21 protein-coding genes are annotated in these 12,965 nt (G+C 64.8%); 19 read left to right on the forward strand and 2 right to left on the reverse strand.

Annotated elements, in window-relative coordinates:
• Positions 1 to 18 precede the first annotated feature (18 nt).
• The 12 genes from ACIQ87_RS10635 (at position 19) to ACIQ87_RS10690 (ending at position 8,138) form a co-directional block, all read left to right on the forward strand.
• Positions 19 to 327, forward strand: a complete 309-nt coding sequence (locus ACIQ87_RS10635) for a hypothetical protein (RefSeq protein ID WP_402404598.1) — start codon at positions 19 to 21, stop codon at positions 325 to 327.
• Between the two features lie 78 nt (positions 328 to 405).
• Positions 406 to 564 (forward strand): hypothetical protein, encoded by a 159-nt coding sequence (locus ACIQ87_RS10640; RefSeq protein ID WP_402404600.1) that lies wholly within the window; start codon positions 406 to 408, stop codon positions 562 to 564.
• 319 nt (positions 565 to 883) lie between these two features.
• Positions 884 to 1,192 (forward strand): hypothetical protein, encoded by a 309-nt coding sequence (locus tag ACIQ87_RS10645; RefSeq protein ID WP_402404603.1) that lies wholly within the window; start codon positions 884 to 886, stop codon positions 1,190 to 1,192.
• 19 nt (positions 1,193 to 1,211) lie between these two features.
• Positions 1,212 to 1,472: a hypothetical protein gene (locus ACIQ87_RS10650; protein WP_402404605.1), complete on the forward strand. Its 261-nt coding sequence runs from the start codon at positions 1,212 to 1,214 to the stop codon at positions 1,470 to 1,472.
• Positions 1,473 to 1,559: 87 nt separating this feature from the next.
• Positions 1,560 to 2,357, forward strand: coding sequence for a hypothetical protein (locus tag ACIQ87_RS10655; protein WP_402404607.1), 798 nt, complete (start codon positions 1,560 to 1,562; stop codon positions 2,355 to 2,357).
• A 307-nt stretch (positions 2,358 to 2,664) separates the two neighbouring features.
• Positions 2,665 to 3,234 carry a histone-like nucleoid-structuring protein Lsr2 gene (locus tag ACIQ87_RS10660; RefSeq protein WP_402404609.1) on the forward strand — a complete coding sequence of 190 codons (570 nt, stop codon included), beginning with the start codon at positions 2,665 to 2,667 and terminating at the stop codon, positions 3,232 to 3,234.
• A complete protein-coding gene (locus ACIQ87_RS10665; RefSeq protein ID WP_402404612.1) occupies positions 3,231 to 3,479 on the forward strand; it encodes a hypothetical protein in 249 nt (82 codons plus the stop codon). The genes ACIQ87_RS10660 and ACIQ87_RS10665 overlap by 4 nt, the downstream gene beginning before the upstream one ends.
• Positions 3,480 to 3,861: 382 nt before the next feature.
• Complete coding sequence (locus ACIQ87_RS10670) at positions 3,862 to 4,113, forward strand: hypothetical protein (protein ID WP_402404613.1); 252 nt, start codon at positions 3,862 to 3,864, stop codon at positions 4,111 to 4,113.
• 78 nt (positions 4,114 to 4,191) lie between these two features.
• Entirely contained in the window at positions 4,192 to 4,383 is a 192-nt protein-coding gene (locus tag ACIQ87_RS10675) for a hypothetical protein (protein ID WP_402404616.1), read from the forward strand.
• Between the two features lie 21 nt (positions 4,384 to 4,404).
• Entirely contained in the window at positions 4,405 to 5,928 is a 1,524-nt protein-coding gene (locus ACIQ87_RS10680) for a DUF3987 domain-containing protein (RefSeq protein WP_402404619.1), read from the forward strand.
• Positions 5,929 to 6,197: 269 nt separating this feature from the next.
• Entirely contained in the window at positions 6,198 to 7,616 is a 1,419-nt protein-coding gene (locus tag ACIQ87_RS10685) for a hypothetical protein (protein WP_402404621.1), read from the forward strand.
• Positions 7,617 to 7,787: 171 nt separating this feature from the next.
• Positions 7,788 to 8,138 (forward strand): hypothetical protein, encoded by a 351-nt coding sequence (locus ACIQ87_RS10690; RefSeq protein ID WP_402404623.1) that lies wholly within the window; start codon positions 7,788 to 7,790, stop codon positions 8,136 to 8,138.
• A gap of 98 nt (positions 8,139 to 8,236) precedes the next feature.
• Here ACIQ87_RS10690 and ACIQ87_RS10695 read toward each other — a convergent pair whose 3' ends face one another.
• Positions 8,237 to 8,434, reverse strand: coding sequence for a DUF397 domain-containing protein (locus ACIQ87_RS10695; protein ID WP_402404626.1), 198 nt, complete (start codon positions 8,432 to 8,434; stop codon positions 8,237 to 8,239).
• Complete coding sequence (locus tag ACIQ87_RS10700; RefSeq protein ID WP_402405130.1) at positions 8,431 to 9,252, reverse strand: helix-turn-helix domain-containing protein; 822 nt, start codon at positions 9,250 to 9,252, stop codon at positions 8,431 to 8,433. Before ACIQ87_RS10700 ends, ACIQ87_RS10695 begins: the two co-directional genes overlap by 4 nt.
• 168 nt (positions 9,253 to 9,420) lie before the next feature.
• On the opposite strand from ACIQ87_RS10700, the gene ACIQ87_RS10705 reads away from it, so the two are divergent.
• From ACIQ87_RS10705 to ACIQ87_RS10735, 7 genes are all read left to right on the forward strand, one after another.
• The gene (locus ACIQ87_RS10705) at positions 9,421 to 9,627 is read left to right on the forward strand and encodes a hypothetical protein (RefSeq protein WP_402404629.1); all 207 of its coding nucleotides are present in this window, start codon (positions 9,421 to 9,423) and stop codon (positions 9,625 to 9,627) included.
• Between the two features lie 38 nt (positions 9,628 to 9,665).
• A complete protein-coding gene (locus ACIQ87_RS10710; RefSeq protein ID WP_402404631.1) occupies positions 9,666 to 9,902 on the forward strand; it encodes a hypothetical protein in 237 nt (78 codons plus the stop codon).
• Positions 9,902 to 10,114, forward strand: coding sequence for a hypothetical protein (locus ACIQ87_RS10715; RefSeq protein WP_402404634.1), 213 nt, complete (start codon positions 9,902 to 9,904; stop codon positions 10,112 to 10,114). Before ACIQ87_RS10710 ends, ACIQ87_RS10715 begins: the two co-directional genes overlap by 1 nt.
• Before the next feature lie 253 nt (positions 10,115 to 10,367).
• Positions 10,368 to 10,847, forward strand: coding sequence for an NUDIX domain-containing protein (locus ACIQ87_RS10720; RefSeq protein WP_402404636.1), 480 nt, complete (start codon positions 10,368 to 10,370; stop codon positions 10,845 to 10,847).
• A gap of 226 nt (positions 10,848 to 11,073) precedes the next feature.
• A complete protein-coding gene (locus ACIQ87_RS10725; RefSeq protein ID WP_402404639.1) occupies positions 11,074 to 11,550 on the forward strand; it encodes a DUF6082 family protein in 477 nt (158 codons plus the stop codon).
• A 308-nt stretch (positions 11,551 to 11,858) separates the two neighbouring features.
• Positions 11,859 to 12,059, forward strand: coding sequence for a hypothetical protein (locus ACIQ87_RS10730; protein ID WP_402404642.1), 201 nt, complete (start codon positions 11,859 to 11,861; stop codon positions 12,057 to 12,059).
• 16 nt (positions 12,060 to 12,075) lie between these two features.
• A complete protein-coding gene (locus ACIQ87_RS10735) occupies positions 12,076 to 12,960 on the forward strand; it encodes a hypothetical protein (protein WP_402404645.1) in 885 nt (294 codons plus the stop codon).
• Positions 12,961 to 12,965 lie beyond the last annotated feature (5 nt).

The following is a 12,965-nucleotide window of genomic DNA, read 5'->3' on the forward strand; positions in this document are numbered from 1 at the left end:
CCAGGAATGGGGACTTCTATGCGTAACTTCCTGGCCCGTTTCGCACTTCTCGGTGCGATCGTGGGCTCATTCTTCGTGGGATACGTGGCCGACCATTCGACCGCACCTAAGGCGCAGCCTGGCCTCTCTCGGGGGCACGTCTACGGCGAGGGCTTCGCCGATTCCAAGGCCGAGGATTGTGACATGGGATTTGAGGCCGCTTGCGAGTGGTTCAAGGATTCGCCGACTGATCAGGTGACTTACTTCAACGACGGTTTCAGTGAGGCTCAGCAGGACAACTGCGAAAAGGGGTTCCAGCCCGCTTGTGACTGGATTTCCTTTCACTGAGTGACGCGCTTTGGTCCGGTCGGGCTCTGCCCGGCCGTTCCATGGCCTTTCACCCAACCAGAAGAACGGAACTGAGCAATGGACAAGACCCCGAAGACTGAGCAGAGCATCGAAGCCATGGCCGCCAACTACGAGGCCCGGCAGGCGTTTATTGACATGTGGAACCACGGCTTTCCGCGCTGCCCGCTGACTAAGTACACGGAAGCCGCTTTCCGGCTTGCCGACGAGCTCGTCTGACCTGTTTTTCGTTCGGTCGGGCTCGCCCCGACCTGCCACTTACGTAAAGAGGGAGTGGAGCCGTGAGCCATATTTTTGAGGACGAGAAATGCACTGAGGCGGTGGCTGCCGCATATGAGGCTCGGCAGGCTTTTCGCGAAATGCTGTCGCATGGATTTCCGGGTTGCCCGCTTCTCCGTTACACGGAAACTGCATGGCGCCTGGCTGACGAAATAGTTGCAAACCTTTTCTGACCTGCTTTGGTCGGGGCTGGTAAATCCGGCCCCGGTCATGGCCTGTCAGTCGACAGGTGCCCAATCAGCCCCGAGAGGAATAGCCCATGCGTAAGCTGGCCCGCTCCATTATGTCCCGGATCTTCCGGAAGAATCGCCCGGAGATTTCGACGGCGCCGAACAACTCCTATGGGGTGCGTACGGCCCTTGACCTTCTCGCTCGGGAAATCGAGAGCTTTGACTACATCCTCACCTGCGGAGAGGCGGAAGCGCTGGCGGAGCTGCTTCGTTCCTGCGGCCTCTCGGATGAAGCCGAGGAGGTGATTGATGGCCACACCGAATACGACGAGTGTGGGGACTTGCACCACGACTGTGGCCCCGATTGCGACGAAGCCGGCTTCGACCTCGTCGCCTGACGATCCAGGGAGGTTTCTAATGGACATTCGCCAGATAGTGGAAAACATCCTTGAGGGTCACGATGCGGCCCAAGCCGAGTGGGCGGGCGATATTCGGAGGAATATCAAGACTTACGATCCTGAATGCGAGGATCAGCCCTGCGAGGATTCCGAGATGGGGTTCTATGCCCAGTTGCGTGAAGACTGGAACGCCGATAAGGCGGCCGACCTCGACGTATACATAAGCGAGCTGCGGTGCTGGCTTGCTGCCGAAAAGCGAAAGGACGCAAGGAACGTCTGACCCGCTTTGCTCTGGGTCGCCCCTCGGGGCGGCCTTTTGCATGGCCTGTCAGCCGACAGGACTACCACCTAGCCGAAAGGCATTGAAATGACCGGCTGGACCGATACCCGTGAGGGCTTCGCCCGACTCGGGGCCGAGTACACCCCCGACTACCGGGGATATGTGATCAACGTCCGCGATGAGGGTGAGGACTGGTACGTCTACGCGTGGGATGAGCGGAACGGAGTAACCGCTTACCTGTGCCATGCCGACACGGAGAATGCAGCACGGGAAATCCTGGAGATCCACGCCGGTATCCGGCGGTCCGGGTTCCTTTGCGAGGTGTGGACCAGTGAGGAGGTCGGGCACTGCCCGGAGGGTGCGACGGTGGTTCGCTTCACCGACTCCAAGCGAAAGCCGGGCAAGCACGTCCGCATTCTGGAGTGCCCGCAGCACGCTCTTCGCTCGGAGTCCTGGACGAAACTTCCGATCAGTCAGTACCGCGATGAGTACGGAATCGATCCCGAGGACAGCGGGATCATCGGCGGTCGGCTGGGCCCCGTCCGTGAGGGTGAGTCGACATGGGCGGTGATGGTGGATCACACCTGCCAAGCCCCCTACGTGAGGAGCACGCTCCGTCGAGCGCTGGCCAAGACTGAGCCCACCTGGTCCGACACGGACTACGTGAATGCGGCCCGGTCGCTGGTGTTCAACCTTCCCGAGGACGGGCCGTGGTACCTGACGCGGGTTGAGCTGCACACCATCCGGATTGCGCTGGAGCGTCGCCGGGCGAAGTACGGGCGGTTCACCGGGCCGGGCAACTGCGAAGCATACGAGGCCATCGCGGAGCGCATCACCGAGGCGAGCGAGCATGCGATACGCCGCCGCCAGCAGGGCCTCAGCTAGTCGCTTGTGTGACCACCAGGCCCAAGCCGGCCGAGAAGTCCGGGGGAGAGGTCTGCCCCGAGACCGGCCGCGGGGGCCTGGTGGTGGCGCTGGCCACTAGACGAAAGGAGCGGTCAATGCCCTACCCGAACAACTACCAGGGCGGTTGCTCGAATAACTGCGGTCGAGAGGCAACTCATTGGGTTGGAATCGAGCGGTTCGGCGAGCCCTGGTTCGCCCGATACCCGCACTGCGAGCCATGCGCTGACGAGATTGTTTCTAACCCGGCTATGGGTGCCACCTCGAAGCCTCTTCGGAGGCGGTAACGGTGGCGAGGTATGTCTACGAGCTGCCGGAGCCGACGCCAGAACCGGAAAGCCTCGAAGACCTGATCCGGTGCGCGCTGGACAAGTACGACGGTGAGGTTTCTTCGTCGGAACTCCTCCGGTACGTCGGTGCTCGGTTCAGAGCGGCCAATATCCGGGAGGCTGTGGATGCCATGCCGGACGTGGTGGAGTACTTCCATTACGCATCGCGCGGGGTTCCGAGGCTTCTATTTCGGCGCCTGGATAAGAGTGCGGTCCGGTCGTACATCGTGTTCAAGGGGCTACGGAGCTTCGATGACGAGTCGATTCCGAACTCGGCTGAGGTGCGGTTCTACCTCGAACAGAGGCCGAAGGATGACGCCCGGCTGGCAAAGGAGGTGGCCGAGCGGAAGCGATTGGAGGACTTTTGGGCGGATTCGGTGGAGTCGACACGGAAAGCGCAGGAGCACATTCGCCACATGAAGAAGTGCCGCGAGTGGGGCCGTGAGAACGGATTCGCTGTGGGGGCGCGTGGAGCCATCCCTAAGGCCGTACGCGAGGCATACAAGGAATCGACAGGAGTGGAACTGTGAGCATGATCAAGCGGTATTGCCAGGATGCGGAAGCGGTCGAGTTCCGAGCCGTCGAGATTGCCCGGATGGAGAGCGCCCGGGCAAGCCTGCTAGCGCTGGCAGAGCTGTTCCAGGAATGCGGCAGGCTCGCCGACGACTACGCAGACCCGGAGCGGATGGTGCAAATGCTGGTCGAGGGCGTCACGGAAACGTGGCAGGCGGGGCGGCGGAACATTCGTCACGAGGTTGAGTTGGTGGCCGCGTGACCACGCGTGAATCGCACCCGATATGGGGCCGCCAGCCGAACTCGGTATTCGGTCGAGTCATCTATGACCCGCGTTCGAGGGGAGTCGTGCCGCAGTCGTGGCAGGACTTCTTGGTGGGCTTCGTGCCGCTGTGCATAGCGGGCCTGAGAGGGAAGTCGCCTGCCGAAATTGACAGTCTCCGGACTCGTGCACTTGAGCAAATTTCCTCGCGCGGAGACGTGGCTCAGTTCGGCGGGAAGGGGCGGGCGGAAGCGCGAATGGGAATAGCCCAGGGTCTCGCAATACTGGCCTTCGCCGAGGGCGGAGTCACGGAGTTGGGAATTCATGCGTGTGTCGAGGCCCACGAAGGATGCCCTGGAGGCATGGAGAAGAGGAGCTAGAGATGCCGCAAGCAATTGTCACATTGCAGATCAACAGCGCCTATTCAGATGGCACCGAGATCGATACCACCGTGATTACGAAGGTTGCTGTTCCGGTGCCCGAAGAGGGCACCTTCGAGCGGGACGAGTGGGAAGACGAGTACCTGTATCCGCACACTGGGGCGGGGCGAATGGGTGACTCTCTGAAAACGGTCGAGATAACCGAATCCAGTGCCTTCGGGCTGGTCGGGATCGTGGCCGAGTTCGGCGGATAACTGCGGTCGCTTTTGGTGGAGGCCGGACCCTGGAGGTCCGGCCTTCGCCATGAACGCCCGTACGCAAGGAGGAATGGAATGGCGACGAAGGTGATCGAGCAGTTCATCTGCAACGCGTGCTGGAACAAGAACGGAACGGTGGTGGAGGCCGTGGAAAGGCTCACGCTCGGGGCCCGGGAATGGGACCTGTGTGAGGAACACCGGGACCGATTCGGCAAGTTGCTGGGCGAAGCCCTGGACGTGGTCGAGCCCATCGCTGTCAGCGCGTAACGAGAAAAGGGAGCAAGGGAAATGGGTACCTGGGAAGAGATGAAGTACGGCCCGATCGGTGAGGCCGTCGAGGCGGCGCGAGAGTTCAGCGAGGGTGACCCGGTGGGCATTTTCGCGGCGGCGTTGAGCATGTGGTCCAGTGCGATATCCGGCTCTGTGGTGCAACCCAACGGGCGGCCGGTGGTGGTCTGGACGGCCATGGTTGGCCGGTCGAAGGTTGGCAGGAAGGGGTTCGCCCTGGATACCGCAACGGCTGTCCTCGCTCCCTCCATCGGGTCCTTTCTGGAGAAGCGGACGCGAAAGGGGATCAGCAGCGGTCCGGCACTGGTTAACACCCTCTTCGAGGTGGTCCAGGAGACACAGCTCAGCGAGGCCGGCGAGGACGGCCGGGTTCTCATGGTCGAGGACGAATGGGCTACCCAGCTTCGCCGAGCCAACCGGGATGACAGCTACTTCGACCAGATGATTCAGGCCTGGGACGGCCGACCGCTGGTGAACACGACCAAGGGGAAGGCCGGTAAGCGCGAGGAACAGCGCGTCGACCACCCGCTCCTGGGGTTCCACGGGCACATCCAGCCCGGACGCTGGTCTCGGTTGGTGAAGCCGGATGTTGCGCTCGGCGGCGTGTTCAACCGCATCCTCCCCGTCGTGGTTGATCGGTCGCGGCGGCTGCCGACCAGCATGAAGAACCCCCTCGCGAACGTGAGGCCCTCGGGCGCGATCACTCGGGCCTATGCGTGGGTTCAGTCGGAACCTCGGGTGATGTCGATCTCGGACGCGGCAGCGATTCGGCACGACAACTACCGGAGCGAGTTGGAAGACCAGCTGATGGAGCTGCCGGAGGAATTGTCGTGCATGATCGAGCGGGCGGACGAGCACGTGCTGAGGGTGGCCTGTGTGCTCACGGCGGCGGAGCGCAAGACCACTGTGAGCGTCCGGGCATGGGAGGCTGCCAGGGCCTTCGTGGAATACTCCGTGGCCAGTATCCGGAGGTTGGCGAGTGAGGCCGATTCGGTCGGCCGGCGCACGGCCAAGCCCCTGCCTGACCTGATCCGGGAAGCTCTCCAGAGGTACGGCGGAGAGGCGACCTCCAGCGTGCTATTGCGGGCGCTCGGGTCCCGCGCCAACGCGGCCGGGATCAAGGCCGCGGTGGAGGACATGGCCGACGTGGTCATGGTGCGGGAGCGGCTTAGCGGTCGAGGGGCACCCGCGACGATCTACCGCCTGGTCGAGTTGGAGCCGGCAGCGGTCGAGCTGCCCAAGCCGGTCAAGCCCACGAGGGTGGCGGCGATGGTTGAACCGTCTGAGCCAGTGGTGGTTCGGGCGGTCAAGCCCGTGACCGAGGCCAAGCCGGTTAAGGCGAAGAAGGCGTCGAAGGCCGGAAAGTCGAAGAAGCTGGCGACGTCCAAGCCCCGGCTGTCCGTGGTCCCGGGTGGCCCGGAGGCGGAACGGCCGACGTCCAAGACGAAGCCTGCCCGGAAGGCCGCCCCGAAGGCCTCGGCATCCGCCGAGAGGCCGGCTAACCCCTTTCTCGCGCTCCTGTGAAGCACACCCTCCGAGGGCGCCCGCAGGGCTACTTGCAATGCACTGAATGCCGGGCCGGCTTCCTGAACAAGGAGTCGGCCCGGCATTCTCAACGTCCCTGCTACGAACAGCCATTGCCGCACGGTCACCGCTACGACCGAGAGCACGTCGTGTACCCGACCTGGTACGACCGGGGCAACGGCCACGGGCCGGATCGCCTGTGTGCCGAGCCCGGGTGCATCTGCATGTGGCACCGCTGTGACTGCGACGTGTGCACGGAACAGCTCCGGGTGCCCGCACTGAACATCCTGCATGACAGCCGAGAAGGCACCACAGAAGAGAGAGAGATCATGAGTCGCAAGATTGAGACCCACCTGCCCGCTCCGCTGCGGAAGTACGCCACCAGCAAGATGGAGTGCGAGACTGATGGTCAGTACGAATTGATGAACGCCTGCAAGGCGCTGAACATGGGTAAGTCGAACAACTCCACCACGGTCCGGCTGCCGAATGACGCCCTCGGGGCACTCCTGGACATCTGCCGCGAATGGCGGGATGACGACAACTTCAGCCGGTCACAGGCGGCGAAGACGGTTCTCAAGCGCCATGAGCTGGACTACGAGCCGGAGGACCCGCGCCAGCGGCGGCACGAATTCAAGATGCCGAAGAGCTTGGGTAGTTACGTGTCGAGCCAAATTACGCAGGGATTCCTGAAGGGCCGCCCGGAGCTGCTGGCCGAACTCAAGGCCTGCGCGAACGGTGACGGCAGTTTCAGCGGTCGAGTCACCTACGGGACGCTCGGATGGCTGCTGGAGGTCGCTCGGTCCAACTCCGTTCACGGTGCGGGCGCCCCTCAGCGGGCAGGCAAGCGGTTCCTGGAGAGCTACACCGAGGCCTACGAGCAGACCGAGTGTCTGATCGACGGGTCCCTCGGGGCGAGCGACGACGACCAGGCGTCGGCCGGCGAAGAGACGCCGCCGACTCTGGAATGGGAGTGGCTGACCGGGCTCGACCACGGACAGAGGGTCTGGTGCGGTGGCAGCAGCATGCTGCGGTCGGCGACCCCCCAGCTCGCCACGGTCCGTCTGGAGGGGGCAAATTTGCTCAGGATGATCGGGGACGACGGCGCCGAGCTGCTGTCGGACTCGCCTTACGCGAAGGGCTGGTGGGCGCCGGCCGAGGGCGCCAGCCAGGAGGACCAGGAGCCCGAGGAACTGGCGGCCGAGGAGACCCATTCCGCGGCCGAGGCCCGCGCGTGGGAGAAGGCCAAGCTGAGCAGCTACGTCCGGTGGAGTGAGGAACCGTCGTACTTCTGGTTCGGCGGTGTGGTCAAGGACGGCGAGCCTGATCCGGTCGGGACGCTGGTCTCCGTGTCCTGGCACGAGTCGAAGAGGGGGCAGAACTTCCTGCGCGACGTGGACACGAACGAAGTGGTTGCCACGGTTCACAGCATGTCGCAGGTGTGGGCGACTGGGGTTGATCTCCCGGCCCTTGTGGGCGAGGACAAGGCGCCGGCTGAGGTCATCGAGCACCAGGACCAGGAGCCGGCTGCCGAGCTGGGCGACCAGGAGCCCGCGGCAGAGGCCGCCCCCGAGCAGGCCGGAAAGTCGGTCGGTCCGGTCCCGGAGAACTGGGTGGCCATGGTGGAGGAAGCGTGCACCGAGACGGCGCGCGCCTGGTGGCGCCGGAAGGTGGCGAGGTGGGGCCGGTGAACCCGACCCTGATGCCGCAGCAACAGCACCCTCGGTTCGTCCGGGGGCGTTTCGCCCCGGTGGTATCCAGGTGGGTAAGCGGTCAGGTGTGGCACGAAGAACCACCCATGTCGGTGTCGCCCGGTACGGTCGGCATGGAAGTCCGCGAGAGCGGGACGAGAGGGAGAAGCAGTGAAGAACGACAGGCCCTATGACCCGAAGTACTGGGCATGGGCGTTCGCCGACCTTGTAGGAGCTGGCAACCCGGCGACGAAGATCGGGCCGGTGGTCAACGGGCGGCAGGAAATCACCTTCATCATCGGGGCTGCGGAGCGCTGGCAGGCCGCCCCCCTGATCGTGCGGTCCGTCGAGGTGGGTGCGATCGTGCGAGCCGAGACGTATGAGCCCACGGGCGGCGTCCAGGTTACCGCGGCCTACCCGGTTGAGCTGCTGCTGAGCCCGCCGCTCGATGCGGTGCAAGTGAAGGCCCAATGGGTCCTGGAAGGCATGCCGGACCCCGAGGAAGAAGCGGCTGAGGGATAACCGAGAGGCCCCGGCACGCGCGTTGAAGGGTGGGCTGTGAGTAGCCAGAGGCCCCCGACCTGATTGGTCGGGGGCCTCCGTGGTCCTGGCGGTCCGGCTTAGACGTCGCCGAACTCGCCGGCCCTCACCGCGGATACGAAGGCGGAGAAGCCCTCCGGAGAGAAGGCCAGGGCCGGACCGTGGGGGTCCTTGGAGTCACGGACGGGCACTGCCCCGGGGATGTTGGCGGCTACCTCGACGCATGCGCCGCCGTTGTCGCTATAACTGGACTTGAACCATGCGGGTTCGGTCGTCACTGGATTTCCTCTCGTACCTTGCCGATCAGCTCCCGGGAAGGGGCCTGCGGTAGGGCCTCCACCTGTAGATGATGGTAGGCCGTGAGCAAGGCTTGTACCTCGGAGGGCTCACGCTCGAACAGTCCTTGCTGAGCGGCCTCCGAGTAGGCGGCCATGGATCGATCCGGCAGCACGAGCAGGTAGACCGGGAGATTCAGACTGCGCGCCTCGCCCATAGAATATGGGGCAATCTGCAACGTCATGTTCGGAAACGAGGCAACATCGGCCAAGTGGTTGAGCTGGGCCGCCATCACCTTAGTGCCCCCAACCACGCGGTGGATGCAGCTCTCGTCCAGGATCGCGTACACCTGCGGCGACGGTCGGCGGCCAAGTAGCTTCTGGCGGTTCGCCAGGACTCGCAGTCGCTCTTCTGCCTGGGCATCCGTGATACTTCCTCGGCTCACTGCCGCTGTCGCCAGCGCCTCGGCGTACTCCTTGGTCTGGAGCAAGCCAGGGACGATGCCGACTTCAAAGCACCGGATCTCCACTGCCTTCGCTTCCTCCGCAACGTACTGCCCGAAGCCTTGCAGCAGGGAGGATGCGCGGACGTCCAGGAACAGATTTGCGAACTTGGTCCCTGAATCGAATGCTCGATCAACTTGCCGTACAAACCGCAAGGTTGGTGGCTTCCTGCCGGTTTCCACGGACGAGATGTGCCCAGGCGAGTAGCCGGTGCGCTCGGCTAGTTGGTCCTGCGTCATGCCCAACTCCTCGCGATGCGACCGCAGTTGAGCGCCAAATGACTCGCGCGGCGAGCGGTCCGGTACGAGCGGCTTCACGTTCAAGGGGCCACCTTCCTTTCCAATCCGCAAAGTTGAAAGCTCTTAGAGCGTAGAGGAGAGTGGGCCTCCTCGGTAGTCACTGCGCTACGGATCGGAGTCCCCGTGCCCGGAGTTGAGAGACCGCAAGTCGAGTACCCGTTCCAGTCCCACCAGGTGGTACGGGACTTGAGCCGCAAAGATGAAGACGACCGACCGCGAGAGTTCGTGTTCGTGGAGGTGTACCTCGGTCGGGCGGTGCTCCGCCCGCTGGGGTATTCCGGCCCCGAGCACCGTGTTGACCTGGAGTTCGTCGAGCCGATCGTCCCGGTCGAGATTGCCGCCGGCACGGCGGGGCACCCACACCGGCATCGGGCTGACTGGACTCCGGCGTGACCGGCGGATTCGTACTCGCCGGCCTGCAAGTGGACACGATGCCCGCTGAGGGGGCGGCGGTCACCGAGATGCCGGCCGAGCACCTGTTCCAGCTCGGCCGGTGTGTGTTCTGCTACGGCCGCCCGACGGTGGTCGCCCCGGGAACGTCCTACTGGCGGGCTGACGGTACGCCCGTGAGCATCCCGGCCTGCGCCGACCATCACAAGGTGCTGGTCAGGTACGTTCACCAGGTGGCCATGCGGGCCGACCTCGCCGCGTCGGAGGAGTGGATCTGATGAGTGCCGACGAGACGGTCGCGGGTGACTTGGACGCCGAACTTGCGTTGATGCTGGACCTGAACGGCGGTGCGGCCGGCTTCGTTCGGAGTGGTCGCCGAGAGAGGCGGTCCGGGCTTGGCCGCGAGGTTCCCCTCTTGCTGGAGGGCCACGCAGGGCCGTGGGCGGGCCGTCTCGGTGCCGGCCTGTGGTACATCGGCGAACCGGACTGACATGCTCCCGCCCCCGAGGTAGAACGTCGGGAGCCCTCGGGGGCGGGTACCTCGCCGGCCTGCTGGTGCCGCCCGCCCAGCAGGCCGGTACCCGGCAGGTGTCCCGCAGACCCACCTGCCGGCCAGCTCCAGGGGCGTCCACGGCTGTGTCCCTGTCGAGCTGGCCGCTCCCTGTGAGTCTCCCCCTGCTCACAGGGAGCGGCCCAAAAGCCAAGTCGACACCATTGGAGAAGAGTTGAGCAGGACCAGCATCATGACCAAGCCGCCCGGGCGGCGGTCCGGCCAGCAGGCGTTCATCCTGCGCGAGGCGGAGGGCACCTCCCAGGTGCTCCTGGTCGATCCCGTCTATATGGACGGGTTCACCCTCCCCGGAGGCAGTGCCGAGGCAAACGAGCTGCCGCACCTGGCGGCCCGCCGACACACGGAGGTCGAGACGGGTTTGGTGCTGGAGCTGCGAGACCTCCTCGCCGTCGACTACATGCCCGCCTCCGAGTTCCCCGAGGGCCTGAACCTCGTTTACGCGGGTGGCATGCTCGACGCGCGCCAGATCGGAATCGTCGACCGGCACCAGCCGCCGGCGGAGATCCGCGGGTTGCACTGGGTTTCGCGGTCCGAAGTCATGTCTGTGATGCAGGCGGAACAGGCTTGCCGCGCCCTCGAAGCGTGGGACGCGTGGAACAGCGGCAGCGGGCTGCCGCTCCTCCTGAGGGGCGTGGCCGCCCCGGCCGCTTGATGAAGCCCCGGCTGCGGAGGGGTCCTGCCTCTTCAGCCGGAACCCCCGCCCCGAGGACGGTAACGGTCAGGCCGGACGCTCGGGGCGGGTCAGCTTCCCGGTGCACGCTTTGGACGGCTGGAGCACCGGGAAAGGGCCGCCTCCCCCGCTGGGGCTGGGGAGGCGGCGACCTGTACGTGGTGAATGAGTCAAATCAGCCGAACTAATTCATGAAAGGGAGAGACCCGTGAAGGTTAGCTCTGCCGTTCTGCTGCTGGCCGGTGCCGTGGTGGGACAGGCCGCTGTGGGCTACTACCAGCACCGTCAGCGCGTGGAGATGGACCTGGGGCTCGACCACCAGCAGCGCATCAACGAGTCGCTGGCCGACGACGAATACCGGGCCTTCGGCAGCGAGGCCGGCAGCCTGAAGGAGCAGAAGGCGAATCTGCGGGTGAACAAGATCCTCGCGTACCTCAGCCTGAGGTGGAGGATGGGTGTGATCACCCGTGAAGAGCTGCGGGTGAACCTCCGGAGCCTGGTTGACGACTCGACTGCTCAGGCCTACTGGCGGCAGTGGGGGGCGTTCCGGTTGGACGAGGCCATGGCCGGTGACTGGCGGCTCCGTGCGATCGGCCGGGAACTCGTGAAGGCTTTCGGCGAGCCGCTGAGGCCGGAGCTGATCTCGGAGCTGGAGGCGGGAACGCCGCAGTCCACGGCCGCGTGAACGCAGACGGCACGCCGCCTCAGGGGTTGACCATCGAGGAGATCTCACAAGGGCTGGAAGTGACCTTGGAGATGAACCTTAAGTTCGGCCTGCCCGGACTCAGGGAGGCCCTCGAATCGACCGTCCGACGGGATGCCCCGCAAGGAGTGCAGAGCAGCAGCACCGCCCGCCCTGCTCCACCTCGCTCCGGTGCTATCTGATCGCACCCTCCAAAGTCCCCCGGACCTAGGAACGTTCCTAGGTGGTCCGGGTGTACCACCCGAAGCGCGACCGTGCTTCGGCAACTGCGATGAGAAAGGAGAATGGAGATGGCCTACCTCGCTCTCCGAGGTGCTCGCACCGCCAGTGCGGTGGCGCTCACTTCGGTCCTCCCCGAGCACAGCTACAGCCAGGTCGCCGGCCTGAACATCACCGCGGACGGTGTTCCGCTGGTCGAGGCCGCCGACGTTCGCGGCTTCACGATCACCAACCGCCCGCCGCCGCTGGGTTCGAAGAAGGACGACGACTGAAATGATTTTCCCCCGTGTGGTCATCGTCGCTGATGACCGTGACTACGCGGCGGACATGGTGGCCCGGCACCTCCGCCGGGCCACCTTCGTTCGCCTCGACCCCGGCCGGCCCCGCAGTGAGGAACACACCAGCGCCCTGATTCGTGCGGGTGCAACCTCGGAGTGGACCGTTGGCGGCGCCCCGGTCGGCCCCTGGACGTCCGTGCTGTGGCGCAAGCCCACCAAGGCGACTTCACTTGAGGGGGAGGAGGCATGGGCCGCTGACGAAACCACGGTGGCGGTACTTGGCACACTCCGCGCCGCTGGCGCTGGCCGGTGGATGAACGAACCCATGGCCGTGCATTACCACCGGACCAGGCTGCCCCAACTCACGTTGGCTGCCGACCTCAGCATGGACATCCCCGACACGCTCACCACCACCAACCCGGAGGAGGCCGCCGCCTTCATCGCCGCTGGGCGAACTGTCGTCAAGGCGATGACTCAGACCTACGTCGACTTCGCGCCGGCCTGGGAAATCACCCCGTCCGACCCGCTGATTGGGATGCAGCCGGTACCCCACACCTTTCAGCGGCTGATCGACAAGAAAGCCGATCTGCGGGTCACCGTTGTTGGTGACCAGGTGTTCGCGGCCCGGATCACGTCCGACCTGTTGGACTGGCGCGCCGACCCTGAGGCGGCCTCATACGAGCTGGTTGAACTGGACGACGTTACCAACCGCCAGCTCCACGACTACATGGCTGCTGCCAGCCTCTCATTCGGTGCGTTCGACCTCGTTGAGGACATGGACGGCCGTCCCTGGTTCCTCGAATGCAATTCGAATGGCGAATGGGGGTTCATCGAGGAGAGCACTGGGGCCCCCATCAGCGGGGCCATCGCTGAGTGGTTGACCCTGGACGCCTGACACAG

The sequence above is a fragment of the Kitasatospora sp. NPDC096204 genome, assembly GCF_044763205.1.
Taxonomy (GTDB): domain Bacteria; phylum Actinomycetota; class Actinomycetes; order Streptomycetales; family Streptomycetaceae; genus Kitasatospora.

What these genes read in the sequence shown, in the direction of transcription:
- ACIQ87_RS10635 (WP_402404598.1), top strand. Translation starts at nt 19, where the DNA reads ATGCGTAACTTCCTGGCCCGTTTCGCACTTCTCGGTGCGATCGTGGGC.
- ACIQ87_RS10715 (WP_402404634.1), top strand. Translation starts at nt 9,902, where the DNA reads ATGAGTGCCGACGAGACGGTCGCGGGTGACTTGGACGCCGAACTTGCG.
- ACIQ87_RS10645 (WP_402404603.1), top strand. Translation starts at nt 884, where the DNA reads ATGCGTAAGCTGGCCCGCTCCATTATGTCCCGGATCTTCCGGAAGAAT.
- ACIQ87_RS10640 (WP_402404600.1), top strand. Translation starts at nt 406, where the DNA reads ATGGACAAGACCCCGAAGACTGAGCAGAGCATCGAAGCCATGGCCGCC.
- ACIQ87_RS10675 (WP_402404616.1), top strand. Translation starts at nt 4,192, where the DNA reads ATGGCGACGAAGGTGATCGAGCAGTTCATCTGCAACGCGTGCTGGAAC.
- ACIQ87_RS10670 (WP_402404613.1), top strand. Translation starts at nt 3,862, where the DNA reads ATGCCGCAAGCAATTGTCACATTGCAGATCAACAGCGCCTATTCAGAT.
- ACIQ87_RS10720 (WP_402404636.1), top strand. Translation starts at nt 10,368, where the DNA reads ATGACCAAGCCGCCCGGGCGGCGGTCCGGCCAGCAGGCGTTCATCCTG.
- ACIQ87_RS10730 (WP_402404642.1), top strand. Translation starts at nt 11,859, where the DNA reads ATGGCCTACCTCGCTCTCCGAGGTGCTCGCACCGCCAGTGCGGTGGCG.
- ACIQ87_RS10655 (WP_402404607.1), top strand. Translation starts at nt 1,560, where the DNA reads ATGACCGGCTGGACCGATACCCGTGAGGGCTTCGCCCGACTCGGGGCC.
- ACIQ87_RS10710 (WP_402404631.1), top strand. Translation starts at nt 9,666, where the DNA reads ATGCCCGCTGAGGGGGCGGCGGTCACCGAGATGCCGGCCGAGCACCTG.
- ACIQ87_RS10680 (WP_402404619.1), top strand. Translation starts at nt 4,405, where the DNA reads ATGGGTACCTGGGAAGAGATGAAGTACGGCCCGATCGGTGAGGCCGTC.
- ACIQ87_RS10650 (WP_402404605.1), top strand. Translation starts at nt 1,212, where the DNA reads ATGGACATTCGCCAGATAGTGGAAAACATCCTTGAGGGTCACGATGCG.